Source organism: Pseudomonas sp. nanlin1 (assembly GCF_045571515.1).
Classification (GTDB): Bacteria; Pseudomonadota; Gammaproteobacteria; order Pseudomonadales; family Pseudomonadaceae; genus Aquipseudomonas.
Map to the genome: position 1 here is coordinate 3,775,098 of NZ_CP124218.1, position 24,707 is coordinate 3,799,804.

A 24,707-nucleotide genomic window follows, 5' to 3' on the forward strand; every position below is an offset into this window, starting at 1 on the left:
GCCTTGGCCCCGAGCTCTTGCTTTTTTACCCTGCCTGCAAACGGGATTGCTGCAGCAGCTCGTTCAGCGCTGTGTCCAGCTTCTGCAACGCGCCTTCCTTATCGACCCACCAATCGGTTGACCACAGCCGCAGCAGGTTCCAGCCCAGACCACCGAGGATCGCGCTGCGCACCTTATCGCGGTCGCGGGCTGTGGCGGCGCTATGGTAGGTCGCACCATCGCATTCAACACCGGCCAAGTAGTCGCCAGGGCGGTCCGGGTGCACGATGCCCAGATCAATACGGAAACGCGAAACGCCAATCTGCGTCACCACCTGCCAGCCAAGGCGCCTCAGCCCTTGGGCCACGGCTTGTTCGAACGGCGAATCATAGCCCCCCACTGAGCCCTGAACCGCCTCGGCCAAAGCCCTTGGCCCACGCTGGGCGAACTCGATGAAGTGCTTTAAATCCCGCACGGCGCGGGCGTTGGTGCGGTTGAGGTCGATCATCGACGGGTCGAACGAGGTGAAGACCAACATCTCCCGTCGAGACCGGGTGATGGCAACGTTCAGCCTACGCCACCCGCCGTCTTTGTTCAGCGGGCCGAAGTTCATCGACATGACCGGCGCCCCAGGCTCAGTGGGGCCGTAGCCGATCCCGAGCATGATCAGATCGCGCTCGTCGCCTTGCACGGTTTCCAGGTTTTTGACCACCACGGGTTCAGTTTGCGTGTCCTGAAAAAACGGCTCGATCTGCGGGTATTGCTGACGCGCCGCGTCCAACAAATCGTTGATCAACTTCTGCTGGTCCGCGTTTAACGTGATGATGCCGATGGAATGCCCCGCCGCGACGAAGGCAGGGTCGGTAAGACGCTTTACGGTCTCACTGACGATAGCTTCGGCTTCAGCCTGGTTGTAGCGCCCTTTACCTTTGGCATACACGCCCTCGACCCGGCGCCATTCGACCGCACTGGCACGGGTTTGCGCTGCCGGAAAGGTGATCAGGTGGCTGTCGTAGTAACGGTGGTTGGAAAACGCAATCAGGCTTTCATGGCGGCTGCGATAGTGCCAACTCAAGCTGTGGCTCGGCACCCCGGCCCCCAAGCACTCGTCGAGGATGCTCTCCATGTCTTCAGCGGTATCGTCGTCACCGGCATTCGGGCCACGGCTGAAGAAGTTCGTCGGGGGCATCTGCCGTGGGTCGCCGGCAATCACTACTTGGTGACCCCGCGCGATCGAACCTATCGCATCCCAAGGGGCGATTTGCGACGCCTCGTCGAAGATCACCAGATCGAAGGGCGGCTGATCGGCAGGCAGGAACTGCGCAATCGACAACGGGCTCATCAGCATGCACGGTGCCAGGCAATTCAGCGCATCGCCCATCTCAATGGCCAACTGGCGGACAGGCTTGTGCCGGCGCGACTTTTGCAATTCATGCTTGAGCACCGCGAAGCCACTGCTCTTGGGGATGTCGTTCTTGGAAGGGATCAGGCCACAGAGTTTGGCGCGGATATAGCGCACGGTCAGTTTGGCCATTTGGTCATCCAGGCGAACGAACGCGCTGATGTCACTCATGTGCTCGGCGGCCACGAAATTTCTCAGCAGTGGCTCGTTGTCGATACCCTGGGTCGCAAACCAATGGGCATACGCTGTGACAAAGGTATCTTCAGCGGCGGCCGGCATCAGGCTGCCGGCTTGCAAGGCTGAAGCCAGGTTGGCCAGTCCGGCATCGGCCGCTTGCGCGCGCACTCGGCACCAGTCGCACCAGGCTTTGAGCTGCTCTTCCCGCTGTTGGATGGCCAGGCTGGTTGCCCGCCATACGGCAGCGCTCGGGCGCGCGTCAGGGGTGAGCGCCGCCAAGCCGGTCAATAGCCGATCGGCGTCGGTGTAGCGGGACAACGCCTGTTGCAACGCCGCGAAGGCTGCGCTGATGGGCCCACCGGCGGCCAACATATCATTGGCCTCGATGACCAGGCGCGACACCGCGCTGCGCAAGGTCAGCAAGTGCTCGGGAGATTCGGCCAACCCGCTCAACTGCCCGCGCAGTTTCTCGGCCAGCGTGACCGCCTGCAACAGCCGCGAGGTGTCGCTGCCCAAGCCTTGCCAGCCAGGGATCGGTTGCAGATCGCCGGCCAAGGTATCCAACTGGGTGAGTTGCCCGTGCATCTGCTCAAAGATGGCGAGGTCGCCAGGCGTGTCCGGTAGGCCCGACGCGCCCCCTAACGACACTAATTGCTTGGTCACCTTTTTCTTGGCAAACGTGGCTAGAAACCAGAATTTGCCCTCGGCCTCTTGCCACTCACGCTGAAGCTGCGCGAACGGAATACGTCGGCAGGCTTGGTCGGCATAATTTACCGAGAGGCTCTGCTCGAGCGTCCGATAGCGCTCGAGCAACTGGCACGCCTGCCGGGTGGATTCGATGCGCGCCGAGGCATCAGGCGTAAAGGCGAATGCCAGGTTCAGGCCATGGGCGTCCACCATCAGCGCAATCAGCGTGCTGAGTCGTTGGGCCTGCTGCACTTCAGCAACCGGCAACGGCAGGTGCGTCAAACCCAGCATCTTTTGGCTCGCGGCATTCAACCCATCGAGCGCCTCCGGCAGTTCCCGTGCGGCGCCAGCGATCTGCGCCTGCCAGGCGTTCGACCATTGAGTCTGCGCCAGGGCGCCGAACGATTCTGACAGATCCCGTGCCGCCGCCCCATTGAGGCCCAGGCGACGGGCAAGGTCGAGCAACTGGTCGTACTCGCTGGCCGTATGTTGCGTGCCGGCCGACCAGGCCAATCGGGGCGTCTGCGGGCCATGGTCACGCACTACACGACCGATCGATTGATGCAGGGAAAGGCCATTGTCCCAGCGCCTATGCAAGACTTCCACTAGCTGGTTAAGGCGCGCACGCAGGGTCTGCAAGCGCGCGGCTTCACGCTCCCACTCCTCGGTGCTAAGCGTGTCACTCACGTCCCAGGCACGGTCCAACTGCTTGAGCACTTCAACTTTCGAGGTTTTACTGGAATGCAGTTCCAGGCAAAACTCGCCCAGGCCCTTCTCGGCCAAGCGGCGATAAACCACGTCGAGGGCCGCGCGTTTTTCCGCCACGAACAACACACGCCGCCCCAACGCCAGGTTGTGCGCAATCATATTGGCAATGGTTTGCGACTTACCGGTGCCGGGCGGCCCATCCATGACAAAACTGTGGGTGCTGGCAGACGCCACCACCGCGGCCAACTGCGAAGAGTCGGCGGGCAATGGGGCAAACAGCTGCGCAGGGGTGACGCTGGCGTCGAGCCGCTCCGGCTGAGGAAACTCGGCAGCGCGGGAGAAGCCTTCGCCGGCTGCGCCTGGCTGCAACAGATGCTTGACCAGGGGGCTTTGCAACAGCTGCGCGGCGTTGGCGTTGAGGTCTTTCCACATCAAATATTTGGCGAATGAGAAGGTGCCCAACACCAGCTCGGTGCTTACTTCAAAGCCGGGAACGTCGCGTACCGCGCGGCGCACTTTGTTCCAGATGCCGGTGACATCGATGCCGCTGTCATCACTGGGCAGTTCGCCGTCCAGCCCTGGGATCAGCAACTCAAAATCGTGGCGCAACAGCTCCAGCAGCGTCAGGTTGAACCGGGGTTCCTCATCGAGCAGGCTCAGGGTGACACCTGACAAAGCGCTTTTTCGCTCAAGCTGCACGGGGAGCAAAATCAGAGGGGCTGAATAGGTTTTCGGGTCTTGCGCGCTTTTCTTCCATTTGAGAAAGCCCATGGCCAGAAACAGCGTATTGGCCCCGCCCTCCTCCAGGTCACTGCGGGCCTTGCGAAACAGTTCGATCAAGGTGGCTTCCAGCTTGACCTTTTCCAGCGTGGCCAGCACTTCACCCCGGGCCAGCGCCTGACGAGCAACCTCGTCGACCAGGTTTTCATGGTTTTGCTGCTCATACAGGGCCGCGTCGCGGCCACCGCTATTGAGGTCGGGGACTGCCAGCACGCGGATACGCCGACCACTGGACAGCAGGTCTTCCACTGCGGCAGGGTCAGGGCAAAGCAAACGCACGCCTTTGGCGCTGTCGGGCAGGTGCAGCAAGCGGTTGCGCGTGGTCAGATCGAGCAGCTTGCGCTGCCACAGCTTTAGTTTGCCGGCAGGGCCCTCGCTGCTGTCGTTGCTCTCGACATCGAAGCCGGGCAGCGCCGGCGCTTCCTCGAGGACTTCAGCGGCAGGTGGCGTATCCGTAGTTTCGGCGCTGGCATCCACTGCGGCGAGCAACGCCAACGGGCGAATTTTCTGCATGCGCGCGCGGTGCAGATCGATGGCCATGATGAACTGCTCATCGTCGAGCTGGCGCTCGGCGGCGGCAACAGCCTGGGAGAAACTGGGCGCCGGTGCGCGGGTGGCCAGGGTGGTCTCGAAAACCAGCATTTCTTTGAGGTCTTGGCGCTTGCGCACGGCCGAGGCTTCATCGGTGAGCAGCTGGGAAAATTCTTGAGGCTGCAACCAGACGCCGACAAAGGCGTGCCCCTTGGTCATGATCAACAAGGCATTGAGCCCCGCCTGCTCCAACGCCGCCGCGAACAACAAGGCCGTGTCCAGGCAGGTGGCCACACCGTTTTCCAAGACAACGCTCGGCGGCCTGACTTTCTGCCCTTGTTGCTCGAAGCTGGCCGGCGGTAATGCGTAGCTCAGTTGAAAGCTGCACACCCCAGACCAAATAGCCGAGGCCAGCTCCCAAGTGCGCGTGCGCGACTTGCCTTCGTAGCCATCGATGCCGTCTTTTTTTCCGGCACGGCGCAAGACCTGCGAAGCCGCCTTCAATACGCGATCGACCGCCGGATCGTTGGGCATGCAGAACGCTGCCAGCAGCTCCGGCATCGCGCTCAAGCCACCCCATTGGGTACGCGCCAGCAGTTCGCTGGGAAAGCGCTGCTCGACCAGCAATTGATCGCCCTGGGACACGCGCAGGATCACATCGGCGCTCAGGCTTTCGCTCAGCCCGGACAGGTACGCGGCATTGAGCTTGAGGTCACGGTCGGCAATGTTGAGGCGATCACCGGCGTTGAGGCGGTGGATAGACCAGGTGCGGCTTTCGACGAAGTCGGGGTCGGTGCTAAGGGTCAGGGTCAAGTTTTCGAACGGTGTGTCTTGCTGGTTCCAGAGGCTCAACTCACGTACGAGTGGGACGGCATTCTGGTGGGAGGCGAAGCCGATCTTGCGTGCGATCAGCGCCTCAATCTTGATGTTCATTCGTGGGGCACCTGGAGCTACGAGCAGCGGCCCCATGCAGAGGCCGGCAAATGGTGCCTATAGTCCATGAGTTGGCGACGCTTGGGAATGGGTTATCGGTCAACCCGCAGGCGAGCGCTGCTTATTCGGGCAAGCGGTTGAGCGCCGGCAAAAAAAATAATGGCACTGCTTAATGGGTCATGCATCGAATAAAATCGCCGCTTTCTTCGCCCGACGGATCGCTATGCTCCTCGCCCTGCTGTTTATCGGTGTCGGCTACGCCCTGGCCTTGGGATACGGCGACCTGGCCCCCGAGGCGTGGCTGAGCTTGCTGTGCCTGGCGCTCGCGGCCCTGGCCGTCGCCTCGCCCCGCTGGCGCGCGCTTGGCCACGGGCTGTTTATCTGCACCGCCTTGGCGTTGGCCGTGCATCTGTTACCAGGCTTTCACAACGCGCAGGTACTGGACAACGCGCGCCTAAGCGCCGACTCAGTGCCCTATAGCTTCAAGCTGAACCTAGACAAACCCCTGATTGGCCTGTGGCTGCTGCTGGTCTGCCCGTGGGTGCTGGGTGTGCCGCCACGGGGGCTACCACGCCTGGCCCTGGTGCTCGGCGGCACGTGCCTGGGGGTACTGGGCCTGGCCGTGGCACTGGGGGTGATCGGTTGGGCACCCAAATGGCCTGACGTCGGCTGGCTGTGGTTGGCCAACAACCTGTTGCTGGTCAGCCTGACCGAGGAATTGTTGTTTCGCGGTTATATCCAGGGCGGCCTAAGCCGTCTGCTCGCTGACCGGCGCTATGGCCAAAGCGTGGCGCTTGGCGCTAGCAGCCTGCTGTTCGGGTTGGCTCATCTGGGGTTGGGCGGGCGCTGGGCACTGCTCGCCGGCTTGGCGGGCGTGGGCTACGGCCTGGCTTGGCGCTATGGCGGGCTGTTCGCCGCCTTGGCCTGCCACGTCCTGTTGAATGTCCTGCACTTCGGCTTGTTCAGCTATCCCATGGGCTGCGGATCGCCACTGTGCGCCTAAACGGTGCGCGCCACTAAATTTTCCGCCGACGCGGCCGATACGCTCACACAGACTTGCTTGTGGAAACGAAGCCCATGCGTAACAACCAACCCATCACCCAACGGGAGCGTAGCTTCCCGGCCGAACAGCGGCTGATCTCGACCACGGATGCGAAAGGCCTGATCACCTACTGCAACGAAGCGTTCGTAGAGATCAGTGGATTCACTCACGATGAGTTGATCCGCGCGCCGCACAACCTGGTGCGCCACCCGGATGTGCCCTCGGCAGTGTTCGAACACATGTGGGGTACCCTGCGCCAGGGCCAGCCCTGGATGGGCATCGTTAAGAATCGCTGTAAAAATGGCGATTTTTATTGGGTCAACGCATACGTCACGCCGATTTACGAGAACCGCCAGGTGGTGGGTTATGAGTCCGTACGGGTCAAGCCCAGCGCCGAGCAAGTGCGCCGCGCCCAGGCGCTGTATGAGCGGCTCAACGCCGGTAAATCCGCGGTGCCTGCCAGCGACCGCTGGCTGCCGGTGTTGCAAGACTGGGTGCCGTTCATTCTGGTCAGCCAAATCAGTTTTATGATCGGGGTGTGGTTGAACAGCCATTGGGGCTTCGCCGCCGCCGCAGCACTGGCCATTCCCCTTGGGCTGCTGGGCCTGAGCTGGCAGCAACGCGGTATCAAACGCCTGCTGCGCCTGGCTGAACAGACCACCTCGGACCCGCTTATCGCGCAAATGTACACCGACAGCCGCGGCGCCCAAGCGCGCCTGGAGATGTCCATCCTCAGCCAGGACGCACGTCTGAAGACCTGCCTGACCCGCTTGCAGGACAGCGCCGAGCACCTTAGCGACCAAGCCCGGCAGTCCGATGTGTTGTCCCACGAGAGTTCGGCCGGCCTGGAGCGCCAGCGTGTCGAAACCGAACAGGTCGCCACCGCTGTGAATCAAATGGCCGCTACCACCCAGGAAGTCGCCAGCCACGTTCAGCGCACTGCCGATGCCACCCAGGAGGCCAACCGCCTGACCGGGCGTGGCCGGGCGATTGCCGGGGAGACCCGCGAGGCCATCCAGCGCCTGTCGGTGGTGGTCGGCGAAACCGGGCAGACCGTCACTCAGTTGGCCAAAGACAGCGATGAAATCGGCGGCGTGGTGGATGTGATCAAAGGCATTGCCGACCAGACCAACCTGCTGGCGCTCAACGCCGCCATCGAAGCCGCACGGGCGGGTGAGATGGGTCGAGGTTTCGCCGTGGTCGCCGACGAAGTGCGTCAGCTGGCCCAGCGCACCGCTGAATCCACCGGGCAGATCCACGGCCTGATCGCCAAGCTGCAACAGACGGCCAGTGCGGCGGTGCAGGCCATGGACGCCGGCCATCGCCAGGCCGAAGAAGGTGTGGCCCGAGTGCTTGAAGCCGACCAGGCATTGGTCGGCATTAGCGACGCCGTGGCCAATATCACCGACATGACCACCCAGATCGCCGCCGCCACTGAAGAACAAAGCTCGGTGGCCGAAGAAATCAGCCGCAACATCAGTAATATCTCCGAGCTGGCCGACCAGACCTCAGAACAGGCGCAGCACTCGGCCTTGCTCAGCGAAGCCTTGAGCAAGACGGTGAGCGACCAGTATTCATTGGTGGAACGCTTCAACCGTTAACCCAGGCGGGCGCGTTCAAAACAAGAACGCGACCACCCGATCGGCGGCGCTCAGCAGGTGCTCTTCGTGGGTGAAACCTGAAGCCTTCAACGGCTTCAGGTCATGGTCGGCGGCGTGCAACCAGAACACTTCCACCTGTTCCGATAGGACATAACCGGCAACGGCCTCCCGGTTGCCCAAGGCGTCGCGTTCGCCTTGCACGATCAGGCTGGGCGTGGCGAGCCCGGACAAGTGTGCAACCCGCGGCTTCTCAGGCTTACCCACGGCATAGAACGGATAGCCCAGGCACACCAGTGCATCGACGCCCAGTTCATCGGCCACGAGGCTGGCCATGCGCCCGCCCATGGACTTACCGCCGATGGCCAGCTTGCCCGCCATTTGCGTGCGCACCAGCGCATACACCTGGCGCCAGCTCTCCAGCAGCACGGCTTGCGGGTTCGGTGGGCGCTTGCTGCCACCGGCACGGCGCTGCGCCATGTAAGGGAATTCAAACCGCAGCACGCTGACCCCGCCCGCCGCCAGGTGCTGCGCCATGCGGTTCATAAAGGGGCTGTCCATTGGCGCGCCGGCGCCGTGGGCGAGGATCAGGCACGGCGCCTCACTGCCGTCGGCACGGCTTTGTGCCGGGTCCCATAGCCAGCCATTGGCCGTGACGCGCTGGGCCCATTGATCGGCATCGAGATCGGGGGTGGGATGCTCGCTCATGCTTGCCTCGCTGGATATAAAGTCTGCAGATACAGCCTATGGGAGCGGAACCCATGGGCAACGATGTAACCATTTAACTGACCACTTGATCAGGTTTTCATTGACAAGCGCGGCGGTCATTCGCCTATGATTCGCCACTTTCCAGTCTGAAGCACGGCCCTTTACATAACGCCGGGCAAAGACAAACCGCCGACCCGGCGCGGCCCTTTGTTATCATCCTGCCCCCAGTAAACCCGAACCGTGGAACCCGCGCATGGACACAACAACCCGCCCGACGGCGTACAACTACCAGGTTGTCCGCCAGTTCGCCGTGATGACGGTGGTCTGGGGCATCCTCGGCATGGGCCTCGGGGTATTCATCGCCGCGCAACTGGTCTGGCCGCAGTTGAACTTCGACCTGCCCTGGACCAGCTTCGGCCGCTTGCGCCCCCTGCACACCAACCTGGTGATCTTCGCCTTCGGCGGCTGCGCCCTGTTCGGCACCTCGCTGTATGTGGTGCAGCGCACCTGCCAGGTACGCCTGATCAGCGATCGCCTCGCCGCGTTCACGTTCTGGGGCTGGCAGGCGGTGCTGGTGGGTGCAGTGGTCAGCCTGCCGTTGGGTTTCACCACGTCCAAGGAATACGCTGAACTGGAATGGCCGTTGGCAATACTGCTGGCGGTGGTGTGGGCCGCGTATGCGGTGCTGTTCTTTGGCACCATCATGCGCCGCAAGACCAAACACATTTACGTCGCCAACTGGTTTTACGGCGCGTTCATTCTGGTCACGGCCATGCTCCACGTGGTCAACCATATGGCCCTGCCCGTGAGCCTGTTCAAGTCCTACTCGGCGTACTCGGGGGCCACCGATGCGATGATCCAGTGGTGGTATGGGCACAACGCGGTGGGCTTTATCCTGACCACCGGGTTTCTCGGCATGATGTACTACTTCGTACCCAAGCAGGCTGAGCGGCCGGTGTATTCCTATCGCTTATCCATCGTGCACTTTTGGGCGCTGATTACCCTGTACATCTGGGCCGGGCCCCATCACCTGCACTACACCGCCTTGCCCGACTGGGCGCAGAGCCTGGGGATGGTGATGTCGATCATCCTGCTAGTGCCGAGCTGGGGGGGCATGATCAACGGCATGATGACCCTGTCCGGCGCCTGGCATAAGCTGCGCAGCGACCCCATCCTGCGCTTTCTGGTGGTGTCCCTGGCGTTCTACGGCATGTCGACCTTCGAGGGGCCGATGATGGCGATCAAAACCGTCAACGCCCTCTCCCACTACACCGACTGGACCATCGGCCATGTGCACTCCGGGGCATTGGGCTGGGTCGCGATGATCACCATCGGCTCCACCTACCACATGCTGCCCAAGGCCTTTGGCCGCGAGCGGATGCACAGCATCGCGCTGATCAACGCGCACTTCTGGCTGGCCAGCGTCGGCACGGTGATGTACATCACCGCGATGTGGGTCAATGGCATCACCCAGGGCCTAATGTGGCGGGCGATCAACGACGATGGCACCCTCACGTACTCCTTCGTCGAAGCGGTACAGGCTAGCCACCATGGCTACATGGTTCGGCTGGCGGGTGGCGCGATCTTCGCCAGCGGCATGCTGCTGATGGCCTGGAATACCTGGCGCACCATACGCGGCGCCGACCCGCAACAGGCCGCCGAAGCCGCGCGCATCGAGCCGGCCGGGGTACGCCCATGAAGCACGAAAAGCTGGAAAAAAACATCGGCCTGCTGGCCCTGTGCATGGTCATCGCCGTCAGCATCGGTGGGCTGACCCAGATCGTCCCGCTGTTTTTCCAGGACGTCACCACCCAACCCATCGAAGGCATGGTGCCGCGCAGCGCCCTTGAAGTGGAGGGCCGGGATGTCTATATCGCTAACGGTTGCGTGGGTTGCCACTCGCAGATGATCCGCCCGTTCCGCGCCGAAACAGAGCGCTATGGGCACTACTCGGTCGCCGGCGAGAGCGTCTGGGACCACCCATTTCTCTGGGGTTCCAAGCGCACCGGGCCAGACCTGGCGCGGGTTGGCGCACGCTATTCAGACGATTGGCACCGCGCCCACCTGAATAACCCGCGCGACCTGGTGCCGGAGTCGATCATGCCGGCCTATCCGTTTTTGGCCCACACCCCTTTGGACAGCAGCCAGACCGCGAAGAAACTCGAAGTCCTGCGCGCCCTCGGTGTGCCGTATACAGACCAGGATATCGCCGGGGCCGCCGCCGCCGTGCAAGGCAAGACCGAAATGGATGCTTTGGTGGCCTACCTGCAAGGCCTGGGCACACTGATCAAAAGTAAACGGTGACAGACATGGACACTGGAATGATTCGCGGCCTGGGCACGGTCGTCGTGATGCTGGCGTTTATCGGTCTGGCCTTGTGGGTATTCAGCGGCCGCCGCCAGCAGGACTTCGACGAGGCCGCGCAGTTGCCGTTCGCCGATGAGCCGCAGCCTGCCGAGCCTGCGCAGCCGCCCCAGGAGCGTCCATGAGTACGTTCTGGAGCCTGTACATCAGCGTGCTCACCCTGGGCACGTTGGCCGCGCTGGCGTGGTTACTGTTCTCGACCCGCAAAGGCCAACCCGATGAACCCGGCGAGGAACCGCTGGAACATAGCTTCGATGGCATCCAGGAATACGACAACCCGCTGCCCCGCTGGTGGTTTCTGTTGTTTATCGCCACGTTGTTGTTCGCCCTGGGCTACCTGGCGCTGTATCCCGGCTTGGGTAACTTCAAGGGCTGGTTGCCGGGCTATGCCTACCTCGACGAAGGCACCCAGCGCCAGTTTGCCAACGGCCAGCAAGGCTGGAGCGCCGTGCACGAATGGGAAAAGGAAATGGCCGCGGCGCAGACCCGCGTCGGGCCGATCTTCGCGCGCCTGGCCAGCCTGCCGATCGAAACCGCCGCGCAGGACCCGCAAGCCCTGGAAATAGGCGCCCGCCTGTTCGCCTCCAACTGCGCCCTGTGCCACGGCTCTGACGCCAAAGGTGGTCTGGGCTACCCCAACCTCACCGACAGCGATTGGCGCTGGGGCGGCACGCCCGAGGCGATCAAGGCCAGCATTTACGATGGCCGTCATGCCGTGATGCCCGCCTGGGGCGCGATCATCGGTGACCAAGGGGTGGCCGATGTCTCGGCCTATGTCAGCCAGACCCTGCTCAAACGCAGCCTGCCGAGCGATACCAACGCCGACGCCAGCCGGGGCGCCAACCATTACGCCACCCTTTGCGTGGCCTGCCACGGCGCCGAAGGCAAAGGCAACGCCCTGCTTGGCGCACCGGACCTCACCAACCCCACAGCCTACCTGTATGGCACCCGCTACGGGCAGTTGCAGGACAGTATCCGCCTGGGCCGCCAGGGGGTCATGCCGGCCCAGGCGCAATTGCAGGGCGATGACCGCGTGCATGTGCTGGCCGCCTACGTATACAGCTTGTCGCGCCAAGAGGCCAAGCCGCCGGCCAAGGGCGACTGAGCCCACATAAGGTAGTAACGTAGCGAGACCAACCCCTGGAGCCCCAACGCAGCCGAATGTACCTATGACCGAACGTATCCAGGCCCACGACATCACGCCCCCGAGCCCCAGCGTCGGCCTGTACGCCCCTCGGCAGAACATTTACACGCGCGCCTTCGAAGGGCTGTACCGGCGCGTGCGGATCGGCGTGGCCGCGCTGCTGTTCGGCTTATACTTCGGCACGGTCTGGTTGAATTGGGGCGGCCACCAAGCGGTGTGGTGGAACCTGCCGGAACGCAAGTTCTACGTTTTTGCTGCAACGTTTTGGCCCCAGGACTTTGTCCTGCTGTCGGGGTTGTTGATTGTCGGGGCTTTTGCCCTGTTCTTTGTCACGGTGTACGTCGGCCGAGTGTGGTGCGGCTATGCCTGCCCACAAAGCGTCTGGACCTGGCTGTTCATGTGGTGCGAAAAGGTCACCGAAGGTGACCGCCAGCAGCGGATCAGGCGGGACAACAGCCCAGCGCACCTGGGCAAATACCTGCGTAAAACCCTCAAACATGGCCTATGGCTGCTGATCGGCTTCGTTACCGCGATGACCTTCGTCGGCTATTTCGCGCCTATCCGCGAGCTGGTCAGCGAATTCTTCAGCGGCCAGGCCAGCGGCTGGGCATACGCATGGGTGGCTTTTTTCACCCTGGCGACCTATGGCAACGCCGGCTGGCTGCGCGAGCAGGTGTGCATCTACATGTGCCCCTATGCACGCTTTCAAAGCGTTATGTTCGATAAAGACACCCTGACCGTCGCCTACAACCCCCAGCGCGGCGAGCCGCGCGGTGCACGCAAGAAAGGCGTCGAGCCGCTCGCCATGGGGCTGGGCGATTGCGTCGACTGCACCTTGTGCGTGCAGGTCTGCCCTACCGGTATCGACATCCGCGATGGCTTGCAGCTCGAATGCATCGGTTGTGCGGCCTGTATCGATGCCTGCGATAGCGTCATGGACAAAATGGCTTACCCGCGCGGGCTCATCAGCTACACCACCGAACACCGCCTGGCCGGGCAAGCCACGCCTTGGCTGCGCCCGCGCCTGCTCGGCTACGGCGCGGTGTTGCTGGGCATGCTCGCGCTATTGGCCAGCGCTTTCGCCCTACGCCCGCTGGTGGCCCTGGATGTCAGCAAGGACCGCGCGCTGTACCGGGAAGACGCCCAGGGCCGGATCGAAAACGTTTATACCCTCAAGGTCATCAACAAGAGCCAGCACGCCCAAGAGTACCTGCTCAGCGCCACAGGGCTGAGCGGGCTGGCGCTGACCGGTGAGACCCACCTGAGCGTGCCCGCGGGTGCCATGGCCAGCCTGGCGGTGGGCTTGTCCATGGCGCCCGAGCAGTTGCCTGCAGGCAGCCACGAGGTGGTCTTTAGCCTACGCGATGCCGACGACGATAGCGTTCAGGTGGACACCCCCAGCCGCTTTACCGGCCCATCGACCCCATGAGGCCAGCATGCCGTTGACCCCTGCTGCGAGCCCCTGGTATCGCCACCGCTGGCCGTGGATCCTGATTGCCCTGCTGGGCGGCTCGGTGACCTTGAGCCTGGCCACGGTGGCCATTGCGGTAAAGCACCCGGTGGACTTGGTCAGCGACAATTATTACGACGCCGGCAAAGGGATCAATCGCGCCCTCGACCGTGAGCGCCTGGCCCAGGCCCTGCATCTGCGCGCCACGCTGCAAGTGGACGCACTGACCGGGGAAGTGGCGTTGCGCTTGCAGGGCGACAGCCTGCCCGCCAGCCTGGCACTCAACCTGATCTCGCCTACCCAGCCCAGCCAAGACCGCCATCTCACCCTTCACCGCGACCCGGCCGGGCGCTATATCGGCCAATTGAACGACGCCGTAGCCGGGCGCCGCTTCGTCGAGTTGCTGGGCGAAGACGCTGGGCACGCCTGGCGCTTGTTCGAGGAGGAACGGGTCATCCCCGGGCGGGCCCTGACCCTGGGTGATGAGCCGCTGCAGGCAGAGCAACGACCGTGACGGACCGACCTTCACCGGTAGCAGGCCCGGCGGCTGGCATAACCTGCTACCACTGCGCCCTGCCGGTACTCACCGGCCAGCGTTTCACCGCCCCGGTGTTGGGCGAAACGCGGGTGCTGTGCTGTGCGGGCTGTCAGGCGGTGGCCGAAGCGATCGTGGCCGGTGGCCTAGAGCGCTATTACCAACACCGCAGCGAGGCCTCGAGCAACCCCCAGGCACTGCCGCGGCCGTTGCCTGACGAACTGTTGTTATATGACCGCGCCGACGTTCAGGCCAACCTGGTGCGCCAGGACGGCGACACCCGGGAAATCACCCTCCTGATCGAGGGCATCAGTTGTGCGGCCTGTGGCTGGCTGATCGAAAAACACCTGCGCGGCCTGCCAGGGGTGCTGGACGCCCAGCTCAACCTGGCCAACCAACGCCTGAGCCTGGCCTGGGTGGCCGCCACGGTGGAGCTGAGCCGCCTGCTGCAGGCGCTGCGCGAAATTGGTTACGCTGGCCACCCTTGGCAGCCCGACCAGGCCAACCTGCGGCTGGCCGCCGATAACCGCCGTGCGCTGCGCCAGTTGGGGGTGGCTGGGTTGTTGTGGTTTCAGGCCATGATGGCGACCATGGCGACTTGGCCGGAATTCAATCTGGACCTAACACCCGAACTACACAGCATCCTGCGCTGGGTGGCGATGTTTCTGACCACCCCTATCGTCTTCTATAGTTGCGCGCCGTTCTTCAAGGGCGCCGCCCGCGACCTGCGCAGCCGCCACCTGAGCATGGACCTTTCGGTCTCATTGGCCATCGCCGGTGCCTACCTGGCGGGTATCTACACCGCCATCAGCGGCCAGGGCGACTTGTATTTCGATGCGGTGGGCATGTTTGCCTTATTCCTGCTCACTGGGCGGTACCTGGAACGGCGCGCCCGCGAGCGCACGGCGGCAGCGACGGCGCAGTTGGTCAATCTGCTGCCGGCGTCGTGCCTGCGGGTTGACGCCCAGGGCCTGTGTGAACGCATCCTGCTCAGCGAACTGCGCCTGGGCGACCGCGTTCGGCTGCTGCCTGGAGCCCAGGTGCCAGCCGATGCCTGGATCGTCGCCGGCCATTCGCAGTTGGACGAGTCACTGCTCACCGGCGAGTATCGAGCGCAGCCGCGCGGTGTGGGTGAGCATGTGACGGCGGGCACCCTCAATGGTGACAGCCCGTTGACCCTCGAAGTCTGCGCCTTAGGCCAGGACACGCGCCTGTCGGCGATTATCCGCCTGCTCGAACGGGCGCAGAATGCCAAACCGCGCTTGGCGCTGATCGCCGACCGAGCGGCGCAGGTGTTTGTGTTGTGTTCGTTGCTTGCGGCCGGGCTGGTTGGCCTGCTCTGGTGGCACTGGGAACCGGCGCGGGCGCCCTGGATCGTCCTGGCGATGCTGGTCGCCACCTGTCCTTGCGCGCTGTCACTGGCAACGCCCACCGCGCTTACCGCCGCGACCGGCACCCTGCACCGCTTGGGCCTGTTGCTGACCCGCGGGCACGTCCTCGAAGGCCTGAAACACATCGACACGGTAATCTTCGACAAAACCGGCACCCTGACCGAGGGCCGGCCGACCCTACGTGAAGTGATCCCCCTTGGCCGGCTTTCGGCCGCCCAATGCCTGCAATGGGCGGCCGCCCTCGAAAGCCACAGTGAGCACCCCCTGGCCCGCGCGTTTGGCCCGGCCCAACACGCGGCCGACGCGGTGCACAACCTGCCGAGCCTGGGCTTGGCGGGTCATGTCGAGGGGCAGGCGCTGCGCATCGGTGCGCCGCACTGGGTATGCGCCCTCAGCGGTGCGGTGCTTCCACACCTACCACAGTCTCCGGGCCAGTGCGTCTTGCTGGGCGATAGCCATGGCCCACTGGCCTGGTTGCTGCTCGACGATGCCCTGCGCAGCGACGCCTTGGGCCTGGTGCGCGCCTGTCAGGCGCGCGGCTGGCGCACCTTGCTGCTGTCCGGCGATAGCTCGCCAGCGCTGGCCCAGGTCGCGGCCGAGCTGGCCATCAGCGAAGCCCAAGGCGCACTGGACCCGGAGCAGAAACTGGCGCGGCTCAAGGCCCTGCAGGCCGAGGGCCGGCGCGTATTAGTGGTGGGGGACGGGGTCAATGATGCGCCCCTGCTGGCTGCCGCCGACATCGGCGTGGCCATGGGCTCAGCCACTGACCTGGCCCGGACCAGCGCCGACGCCGTGCTCTTAGGCAACCGCCTGGGTGCCCTGCCTGAAGCCTTCGCGCTGGCTGCACGGGCGCGCCGGGTGATCCTGCAAAACCTACTTTGGGCCAGCCTGTACAATGGGCTCATGTTACCGTTTGCCGCGCTCGGCTGGATCACTCCGCTGTGGGCGGCACTGGGGATGTCCCTCAGTTCGCTGACGGTGGTGCTCAATGCCCTGCGTCTGACCCGCATTCCAGGAGGTGGCCCATGGCGGCCCTCTACATCATGATTCCAGCGGCGTTGGTGCTGGTCGGCCTCGCCTTGTACATCTTCTTCTGGGCCGTCGACAGCGGCCAATACGACGACCTCGAAGGTCCCGCCCACAGTATTCTTTTCGACGACGAGCCGCCTGCCGCCGAACAGGACAAACCCCGTGGCTGAGTGGCTGCCCTTGGTGCTATCGGCCATGCTCCTCGGCCTGCTCGGCGGCGGTCACTGCCTGGGCATGTGTGGCGGCCTGATGGGCGCGCTCAGCCTGGGTATCGCACCGGCCCAGCGGCACCAGCGGCTGCGTCTGCTAGTGGCTTATAACTTGGGCCGGGTGCTCAGTTATGCGCTGGCCGGGCTCTTGCTCGGGTTGGCCGGGTGGGCTGTGGCCAACAGCCCGTTCGCCAAGGGTTTGCGGCTGCTGGCCGCGCTTTTGTTGATCGTTATGGGCCTGTACCTGGCAGGATGGTGGAGTGGTCTGACCCGCATTGAGGGCCTGGGGCGCGGCCTCTGGCGCCGGGTGCAACCGCTCGCTGGGCACCTGCTGCCGGTCACCAGCATTCCACGGGCCATGGCCCTGGGAGCGCTGTGGGGCTGGCTGCCCTGCGGCCTGGTGTACAGCACGCTGCTGTGGGCTTCAAGCCAGGGCCATGCAGGCTACAGCGCCCTGCTGATGCTGGCGTTCGGCATCGGTACCTGGCCGGTGCTGCTGGCCACCGGGGTGGCCGCCGAGCGCACGCAGGCGTTGCTGCGCCGGCGTGGTCTGCGCATGGCGGCTGGGCTGCTGGTCATACTGTTTGGTGTGTGGAGCGTGCCGTGGCCGAACGCCCACGGCACTATGCCCCACGGCGCCATGCATCACCCCTAGCGCCCAATGGTACAAATGTGTTCAACCCTGTTGATGCATATCAACAGAATGTTGATCGGGCCGGCCTAGACTCACGCTACCGCCAGCCCGAGAGCGCCGCACATGCACCATGCCATTCAATGGGACGCCGAGTTGATCCGCCGCTACGACCAACCCGGCCCGCGCTACACGTCCTACCCTACCGCCGTACAATTCGACAGCCAGATTGGCACCTTCGACTTGCTCCACGCCCTGCGCGACAGCCGCCGCGCGTTGCGCCCGCTGTCGCTGTACCTGCATCTGCCCTTCTGTGCCAACGTCTGCTACTACTGCGCTTGCAATAAGGTCATCACCAAGGACCGCGGGCGGGCGCAGCCCTACCTGGAATGCCTGGAAGCGGAAATCCGCTTGATCGCCTGCCACCTCGACCCGCGTCAGCCGGTCGAACAACTGCATTTGGGCGGCGGTACGCCCACCTTTCTTAGCCACAGCCAACTGCGCGCGCTGATGAGCAGCTTACGCAAGCACTTCAACCTGCGCGACGGGGGCGACTACAGTATCGAACTGGACCCCCGCGAAGCCGACTGGTCAAGCATGGGCCTGCTCCGCGAACTGGGTTTCAACCGCGTCAGCCTTGGCGTGCAGGACCTCGACCCCGCGGTGCAGCGAGCCGTCAACCGTTTGCAAAGCTTGGAGCAAACCCGGGCCCTGGTGGATGCCGCGCACACCCTGCAATTTCGCTCGGTGAACATTGACCTTATTTACGGCCTGCCGAAACAGACCGTCACAGGGTTTGCCCACACCCTTGGGCAAGTGATCGAGCTGCAGCCCGACCGCCTCTCGCTGTTCAACTATGCCCACCTGCCCGAACGCTTTATGCCACAGCGGCGTATCGACCCCGCCGAGCTGCCCAGCGCAGCCAACAAACTGCTCATGCTGCAAGGCAGCATCGCCCAGCTAGGCGCCGCCGGATACCGCCACATCGGCATGGACCATTTTGCCCTGGCGGACGACGAATTGGCCGTGGCCCAGGAAGAGTCGCGCCTGCAACGTAATTTCCAGGGCTATACCACCCATGGCCATTGCGACTTGATCGGCCTGGGCGTCTCGGCCATCAGCCATGTGGGCGGCCTCTATAGCCAGAACGAGACGGACTTGACGGCCTACCAAGGGGCATTGAGCCGGCAACAACTGGCGACCCAGCGCGGCTATCGCTGCTCGTTGGACGACCGCGTGCGCGGCACCGTGATTCAGCACCTGATGTGTAACTTTGCGGTGGAGTGGCGGGCCATTGGCGAAGCGTTTGGGATTGACTGGCACACCTATTTCGCCGTGTTCCAGCCACGCTTGCGCGAAATGGCCAGCGACGGCCTGGTCGTTCTGCACGGGGATGGCCTACAGGTCACACCGGCAGGCCGCCTGCTGGTGCGTGCCATCTGCGGCGTATTCGATGCTTTTTGGCCCGCGCAGGACTCACGGCGGTTTTCTCGAGTGATTTGATCAGCCTGGCTGCCCGCACCCAATATGCGCGCTGGCCTGATGCCACTCACTGCGTTACCCTTACAGTCTATAGGTGAATTTCCACAAGGATTTGAAGAAATGTCCGAGCCAGTCAAACTGCGCGCCCAGAGCCACGCCCACTGCAAGGACTGCAGCCTCGCCCCCCTCTGCCTCCCCCTGTCGCTTAACCTCGAAGACATGGACGCGCTGGATGAAATCGTCAAGCGCGGCCGCCCGCTGAAAAAAGGTGAATTTCTGTTTCGCCAGGGCGATGCCTTTAGTTCGCTGTATGCCGTGCGCGCAGGCGCGCTAAAGACCTTTAGCTTGAGCGACAACGGTGAAGAACAAATCACCGGCTTCCATTTGCCCAGTGAACTGGTGGGCTTGTCCGGCATGGACTTAGAACGCTACCCGGTGTCGGCTCAAGCCCAGGAGACCACGTCGGTGTGCGAGATCCCGTTCGACCACCTCGACGAATTGTCGCTGCAGTTACCTCAGCTGCGTCGGCAACTGATGCGGGTGATGAGCCGTGAGATCCGCGACGATCAGCAAATGATGCTGTTGCTGTCGAAAAAAACTGCAGACGAGCGTATTGCCACGTTTCTGGTCAACCTGTCGGCGCGCTTTCGGGCTCGGGGCTTTTCCGCCAACCAGTTTCGCCTGAGCATGTCGCGTAACGAAATCGGCAATTATCTGGGCCTGGCCGTGGAAACAGTGTCGCGGGTGTTTACCCGTTTTCAACAGAGCCAACTGATCGCCGCCGAGGGCAAAGAAATTCATATCCTGGACCCGATCCAGCTGTGTGCCCTGGCAGGCGGAACGCTGGAAGGTTGATTCGCCGCGCCACCTGAGCAGGTATACTGGAGCGCTTTGACGCCTGCCAGGACACCCTAATGGTCTTCGACGAACCCGCCTTTCGTTCACTTATCCGCCCGGTCATCGACTTCCCCAAGCCGGGCGTGATCTTCCGTGACATTACCCCACTGTTCCAGTCGCCCAAGGCCTTGCGCCTGGTGATCGACAGTTTTGTGCATCGTTATATCGACGCCGATTTCAGCCATGTCGGTGTGCTGGACGCGCGGGGGTTTCTGATCGGTTCGATCGTGGCGTATGAGCTGAACAAGCCGCTGATCCTGTTCCGCAAACAGGGCAAACTGCCGGCCGACGTGCTCAGTGAAGGCTACCAGACCGAATACGGCGAAGCCTTCCTGGAAGTGCATGCCGACAGCCTGTGCGAAGGCGATTCCATGGTGCTGTTCGACGACCTGATCGCCACCGGCGGCACCTTACTGGCCGCTGCCAACCTGGCCCGGCGCATGGGCGCCAAGGTGCATGAAGCCGCCGCAATTATCGACCTGCCAGAGTTGCAGGGCTCGCAACGGCTGGAAGCGCAAGGCATCCCGACCTTCTGCCTGACGCAGTTTTCGCTCAGCGAGAAGTAATGGCTGAATGCCCCCGGCTTAGCCGCCGGGGGCGCTGTCGGCTGCTACAGCGTGATGGGTTTACGCCCCGCGAATGAGTGGGCCAAGGTGCCACCATCCACCAGATCCAACTCACCGCCCAGCGGCACGCCATGGGCAATGCGCGACGCCACCAAACCTTTTTGGCTAAGCAACTGGGCAATGTAATGGGCGGTCGCTTCGCCCTCCACCGTCGGGTTGGTGGCCAGAATGACCTCGGTGAAGCTGCCCTGCTCTTCGATACGCGCCAACAGTTGAGGCACGCCGATGGCATCCGGGCCCAGGCCGTCCAACGGTGACAAGTGGCCCTTGAGCACAAAATAGCGCCCTCGGTAGCCGGTCTGCTCCACCGCATACACGTCCATTGGGCCTTCCACGACGCACAACAGCGTTTCGTCGCGGCGCGGATCAGCGCACTGGGGGCATAAGTCTTCCTCGGTCAGGGTGCGACACTGGCGACAATGCCCGACCCCTTCCATGGCACTGGCCAACGCTTGCGCCAAGCGCGTACCGCCGCTGCGATCACGCTCCAGCAGTTGCAGCGCCATGCGTTGGGCGGTTTTCTGGCCAACGCCTGGCAAAGTACGCAAGGCGTCGATCAGTTGGCGGATCAGTGGGCTGAAGCTCATGGTAACAATGCCTGACAAAACTTCGAGAGAGGCGGTTTATACCGGCGTCGACGAGCAGCGTCAAATCTTCAGAGGTCGCTGACCTTGACCACCAGCTTGCCGAAGTTACGCCCTTCAAGGAGACCGATAAACGCCTCGGGCGCTTGCTCCAGGCCGTTGACGATGTCTTCGCGGAACTTGATCTTGCCATCACGCACCCACGGCACCATGGCCGAGAAGAATTCGGAATGACGATCACCGAAATCGTCGAACACGATAAAGCCCTGCATGCGTACGCGCTTGGTCAGAATCGTGCGCGGCAGCAACGAGAAGCGGTCCGGCCCGTCGGGCAGCGAGGTGGCGTTGTACTGGGCAATCAAGCCGCACACCGGCACGCGAGCACGGGCATTGAGCAGGGGCATCACCGCATCGAAGACTTTACCGCCGACGTTTTCGAAGTAGACATCAATGCCTTTGTCACAGGCTGCGGCTAAATCTTCAGCGAAGGTATCGCTTTTGTGATCGATACAGGCGTCGAAGCCCAATTCGTCCACGACGTAGCGACATTTGTCAGCACCGCCCGCCACACCCACGACCTTCAAGCCTTTGAGCTTGGCGATCTGCCCGACTACCGACCCCACCGCGCCGGAGGCCGCAGCCACCACCAGGGTTTCACCCGCTTCTGGCTGGCCGATGTGGGTCAGGCCCATAAATGCGGTCATGCCGGGCATGCCGAGGACACCTAGCGCCATGGAGGGGTTAGGGATACCCGCGGGCAATGGCAGTAGGTTCTTGCCATCGGAAATGCTGTGGCTCTGCCAGCCGGTCATGCCGACCACTAGGTCGCCCTGCTGAAACTTGGGGTTGCGCGAACTTTCGATACGGCTGACCGCACCCCCGGTCATCACTTCGCCGATCTCGACCGGCGCCGCATAGGAAGGCGCGTCACTCATGCGCCCACGCATGTACGGGTCCAGTGACAGATAAAGGGTGCGCAGCAGCACCTCACCGTCCTGCAGTTCCGGCAGGGCGACACGTTCCAGGCGAAAATTCTCTGGTGTAGGGGCGCCGCTGGGGCGCGACACCAGGACAAAACGCTGGTTGAGGGTCATTTCTTCGGACATAACGGCAGGCTCCTAAAATAGTGTGCAACGAACTACTGTAGGGAAACTGACCATTGCCGGCACTCGCCGTTCAGATAACGGGTGTGGGGATTAAAAGATCGGGGGCAAGCCCCCTCCTACGATTGCGAATATGCCTGACCGTAGGAGGGGGTCTTGCCCCCGATCTTTTACCGGGCGCTGCCTAAAACGGCATCTTAAAGCCCGGTGGCAATTGCATGCCGCTGGTCATGCCGGACATTTTGTCCTGGCTGTTGGCTTCGATCTTACGTACGGCGTCGTTGACCGCAGCGGCAATGAGGTCTTCCAGCACCTCTTTGTCTTCCTGCATCAGGCTGTCGTCCAGGCTGATGCGTTTGACATCGTGGCGGCCGGTCATGGTCACGCTCACCAACCCGGCACCCGATTGGCCGGTCACTTCGGCATTGGCCAGCTCTTCTTGCATCTTGGCCATTTTTTCCTGCATTTGCTGCGCCTGCTTCATCAGGCCGGCCATTGGACCTTTCATCATGGTGAGTCACCTCAAGGTTGTGCTTGGATTACACCGCGCATGCCAGGGGCAGCGCGCGGTGACAGGGGGTTAGCTTACTGGCTTTGGCCAACGACGACATCGACAGGTTCAATGGTGTCGGCACGAACGGTCGCATCGAACTGTTGCAGCATCTGTACTATCAATGGGTCACCGTGAATCGACGCCTCCGCCTCGCGCTGGCGGTTGGCGCGGCGAAACGCCTCGGCTTGTGCCGGGGTTTCCTGCTCGGGCTTGACCAGCTCGATGTCCAGGGTGAGGGTGCGCCCGTAGAACTGGTTCAAGGCTTCGTTCAGGCGGCGCTGCTGGGTGGCATTGAAGAGCGCGCTGTGGGCCGGGTCCAGGTGCAGCGTCCAGTGGTCGCCCTGCATGGCCACCAGGCTGCAGTTGGCGGCAATGCTGCCGGTCATGCCGGAGATCGGCAATTTGGGGAACAATTCGAGCCATTGCAAGGCCAGGCCGGTAGCCGGCGCTGCAGCGGGCAGCACCTCGGGTTCGGCAGGCTCTTGGGCAACGCTCTCGCTGGCGAGGTCGTCCAGGTAGCTGTAGGCGCCGGGGTCGGCGTCGGGCTCGTAATAGTCTTCGTCCAGCGGCACATCATCGTCGCGCTCCATGCCGGCCGGGACGTAGTCGATAGCCTTGGGGGGCTCCTCAGGAGCGTCTGGCACGGCGCTGGCAGGGGTCGGCGTGGGCATTGGGGTCAATGCCGGCTGTTCGGATACAGTGTCCAGAATCGGCTCAGGGGCGGGCTCGGCAACCGCTGCAGGTGTTGGCTCCGGCTCGGCTTCGAGCTCTGGCTCCGGCTCCGGCTCCGGCTCCGGCTCCGGCTCCGGCCCGATTTCAGGCTCAGGCACCGGGTCGTTCCAGGGCAAGTCGACCACCGCTGCCGCCACGCTAGGCGCACTGGGCGCTACGGGCTCGGGCGCTTTCTCGACCGCTGCGGGTATAGGGGCTGGCGCCACCGGCTTTGCGGAATCAACTGTGGCCTGGCTGATCCCCACCGGCTTTAGCACCTGCCTCGGCGCGTCCTCGGTGTCGGCAGGGCGGAACGCGAGCATGCGCAACAGCACCATCTCGAAGCCACCGCGCGGCTCTGGCGCCAGCGGCAGATCACGCCGGCCAATCAGGCCCATTTGGTAATAAAACTGCACATCCTCGGCCGGCAAAGCCTGGGCCAGGGCCAACACGCGGTCGCGGTCGCCCTGGCCGTTATCGACGGCGTCCGGCAAGGCTTGCGCCACCGCTACACGGTGCAACACGTTGAGCATTTCGGCGAGCACGCCACCCCAGTCGGGGCCCTGCTCGGCCAGGTGCCGCACCGCCTCCAGCAAGCCCTTGGCATCGCCGTCGAGCAGCGCCTGCAAAACGCCGAACACCTGACCGTGATCGAGGGTGCCCAACATCGCGCGCACATCGGCCGCCAACACCTTGCCTTCGCCGAAAGCGATGGCCTGGTCGGTAAGGCTCATGGCGTCGCGCATGGAACCATCGGCGGCACGCCCCAACAGCCACAGGGCATCGTCTTCGAACGGCACGTTTTCGGCCCCCAGCACATGGCTGAGGTGCTCGACCACCCGTTCCGGGGTCATGTTCTTCAGGGAAAACTGCAGGCAGCGCGACAGGATGGTGGCGGGCAGCTTTTGCGGGTCGGTGGTTGCCAGAATGAATTTAACGTACGGCGGCGGCTCTTCCAGGGTTTTCAGCAAGGCATTGAACGAGTGGCTGGAAAGCATGTGCACTTCGTCGATCAGGTAGACCTTGAAACGGCCCCGGCTCGGCGCGTACTGCACGTTGTCGAGCAACTCGCGGGTGTCCTCGACTTTGGTGCGGCTGGCGGCGTCGATCTCGATCAAGTCGACAAAGCGCCCTTCGTCGATTTCCCGGCACACCGAGCAACTGCCACAGGGCGTCGAGGTAATGCCTGTCTCACAGTTCAGGCACTTGGCGATAATGCGCGCAATGGTGGTCTTGCCAACACCGCGGGTACCGGTAAACAGGTAGGCGTGATGCAGGCGCTGGTTGTCCAGCGCGTTGATCAATGCCTTGAGCACATGGGCCTGGCCAACCATTTCGCGAAACGAACGCGGGCGCCATTTACGTGCAAGAACCTGATAACTCATGAAAAACCGTCGCATCTGGAAAGCGGAAGACCGCTAATCGTAGCGGAGCAGGGACAAAAAAGCACTCG

Annotated in this window: 20 protein-coding genes; 14 read left to right on the plus strand and 6 right to left on the minus strand. The window is 63.2% G+C overall.

What is annotated here, in order from left to right; translation table 11 throughout:
• Positions 1-25 precede the first annotated feature (25 nt).
• Positions 26-5,197 (minus strand): DUF4011 domain-containing protein, encoded by a 5,172-nt coding sequence (locus QCL65_RS17370; protein ID WP_407310864.1) that lies wholly within the window; start codon positions 5,195-5,197, stop codon positions 26-28.
• A 223-nt stretch (positions 5,198-5,420) separates the two neighbouring features.
• On the opposite strand from QCL65_RS17370, the gene QCL65_RS17375 reads away from it, so the two are divergent.
• Both QCL65_RS17375 and QCL65_RS17380 read left to right on the plus strand, forming a co-directional pair.
• Positions 5,421-6,200, plus strand: a complete 780-nt coding sequence (locus QCL65_RS17375; protein ID WP_407310866.1) for a CPBP family intramembrane glutamic endopeptidase — start codon at positions 5,421-5,423, stop codon at positions 6,198-6,200.
• A gap of 74 nt (positions 6,201-6,274) precedes the next feature.
• On the plus strand, positions 6,275-7,840 hold the full coding sequence (locus QCL65_RS17380; RefSeq protein ID WP_407310868.1) for a methyl-accepting chemotaxis protein: 1,566 nt from the start codon (positions 6,275-6,277) through the stop codon (positions 7,838-7,840).
• Positions 7,841-7,855: 15 nt separating this feature from the next.
• Here the strand turns inward: QCL65_RS17380 and QCL65_RS17385 are convergent, their stop codons facing one another.
• Entirely contained in the window at positions 7,856-8,545 is a 690-nt protein-coding gene (locus QCL65_RS17385) for an alpha/beta family hydrolase (RefSeq protein WP_407310870.1), read from the minus strand.
• A 253-nt stretch (positions 8,546-8,798) separates the two neighbouring features.
• Here QCL65_RS17385 and ccoN point away from each other — a divergent pair, with 253 nt between their 5' ends.
• From ccoN to QCL65_RS17445, 12 genes are all read left to right on the plus strand, one after another.
• Complete coding sequence (ccoN, locus tag QCL65_RS17390) at positions 8,799-10,244, plus strand: cytochrome-c oxidase, cbb3-type subunit I (RefSeq protein WP_407310872.1); 1,446 nt, start codon at positions 8,799-8,801, stop codon at positions 10,242-10,244.
• Positions 10,241-10,849, plus strand: a complete 609-nt coding sequence (gene ccoO / locus QCL65_RS17395; RefSeq protein WP_407310873.1) for a cytochrome-c oxidase, cbb3-type subunit II — start codon at positions 10,241-10,243, stop codon at positions 10,847-10,849. The genes ccoN and ccoO overlap by 4 nt, the downstream gene beginning before the upstream one ends.
• 5 nt (positions 10,850-10,854) lie before the next feature.
• Positions 10,855-11,034, plus strand: coding sequence for a cbb3-type cytochrome oxidase subunit 3 (locus tag QCL65_RS17400; RefSeq protein WP_407310875.1), 180 nt, complete (start codon positions 10,855-10,857; stop codon positions 11,032-11,034).
• On the plus strand, positions 11,031-12,014 hold the full coding sequence (ccoP, locus tag QCL65_RS17405) for a cytochrome-c oxidase, cbb3-type subunit III (RefSeq protein ID WP_407310877.1): 984 nt from the start codon (positions 11,031-11,033) through the stop codon (positions 12,012-12,014). Before QCL65_RS17400 ends, ccoP begins: the two co-directional genes overlap by 4 nt.
• Before the next feature lie 64 nt (positions 12,015-12,078).
• Positions 12,079-13,482 (plus strand): cytochrome c oxidase accessory protein CcoG, encoded by a 1,404-nt coding sequence (gene ccoG / locus QCL65_RS17410; protein ID WP_407310879.1) that lies wholly within the window; start codon positions 12,079-12,081, stop codon positions 13,480-13,482.
• Between the two features lie 7 nt (positions 13,483-13,489).
• The gene (locus tag QCL65_RS17415) at positions 13,490-14,017 is read left to right on the plus strand and encodes a FixH family protein (RefSeq protein WP_407310881.1); all 528 of its coding nucleotides are present in this window, start codon (positions 13,490-13,492) and stop codon (positions 14,015-14,017) included.
• A 38-nt stretch (positions 14,018-14,055) separates the two neighbouring features.
• Complete coding sequence (locus tag QCL65_RS17420) at positions 14,056-16,476, plus strand: heavy metal translocating P-type ATPase (protein WP_407316905.1); 2,421 nt, start codon at positions 14,056-14,058, stop codon at positions 16,474-16,476.
• Positions 16,455-16,628, plus strand: a complete 174-nt coding sequence (ccoS, locus tag QCL65_RS17425) for a cbb3-type cytochrome oxidase assembly protein CcoS (RefSeq protein WP_407310883.1) — start codon at positions 16,455-16,457, stop codon at positions 16,626-16,628. Before QCL65_RS17420 ends, ccoS begins: the two co-directional genes overlap by 22 nt.
• On the plus strand, positions 16,621-17,322 hold the full coding sequence (locus QCL65_RS17430) for a sulfite exporter TauE/SafE family protein (protein WP_407310885.1): 702 nt from the start codon (positions 16,621-16,623) through the stop codon (positions 17,320-17,322). The genes ccoS and QCL65_RS17430 overlap by 8 nt, the downstream gene beginning before the upstream one ends.
• A gap of 102 nt (positions 17,323-17,424) precedes the next feature.
• Positions 17,425-18,801 (plus strand): oxygen-independent coproporphyrinogen III oxidase, encoded by a 1,377-nt coding sequence (gene hemN / locus QCL65_RS17435; RefSeq protein ID WP_407310887.1) that lies wholly within the window; start codon positions 17,425-17,427, stop codon positions 18,799-18,801.
• Between the two features lie 99 nt (positions 18,802-18,900).
• Complete coding sequence (fnr, locus tag QCL65_RS17440) at positions 18,901-19,635, plus strand: fumarate/nitrate reduction transcriptional regulator Fnr (protein WP_407310889.1); 735 nt, start codon at positions 18,901-18,903, stop codon at positions 19,633-19,635.
• Between the two features lie 59 nt (positions 19,636-19,694).
• Positions 19,695-20,243: an adenine phosphoribosyltransferase gene (locus QCL65_RS17445; RefSeq protein WP_407310891.1), complete on the plus strand. Its 549-nt coding sequence runs from the start codon at positions 19,695-19,697 to the stop codon at positions 20,241-20,243.
• Between the two features lie 44 nt (positions 20,244-20,287).
• On the opposite strand, the gene recR is transcribed toward QCL65_RS17445, so the two are convergent.
• From recR to dnaX, 4 genes are all read right to left on the minus strand, one after another.
• Complete coding sequence (recR, locus tag QCL65_RS17450; protein ID WP_407310893.1) at positions 20,288-20,890, minus strand: recombination mediator RecR; 603 nt, start codon at positions 20,888-20,890, stop codon at positions 20,288-20,290.
• 68 nt (positions 20,891-20,958) lie between these two features.
• Positions 20,959-21,993, minus strand: a complete 1,035-nt coding sequence (locus tag QCL65_RS17455) for an NADP-dependent oxidoreductase (RefSeq protein ID WP_407310895.1) — start codon at positions 21,991-21,993, stop codon at positions 20,959-20,961.
• Between the two features lie 181 nt (positions 21,994-22,174).
• On the minus strand, positions 22,175-22,501 hold the full coding sequence (locus QCL65_RS17460; RefSeq protein ID WP_407310897.1) for a YbaB/EbfC family nucleoid-associated protein: 327 nt from the start codon (positions 22,499-22,501) through the stop codon (positions 22,175-22,177).
• A gap of 74 nt (positions 22,502-22,575) precedes the next feature.
• Positions 22,576-24,639, minus strand: coding sequence for a DNA polymerase III subunit gamma/tau (dnaX, locus tag QCL65_RS17465; RefSeq protein ID WP_407310899.1), 2,064 nt, complete (start codon positions 24,637-24,639; stop codon positions 22,576-22,578).
• Positions 24,640-24,707: the final 68 nt, after the last annotated feature.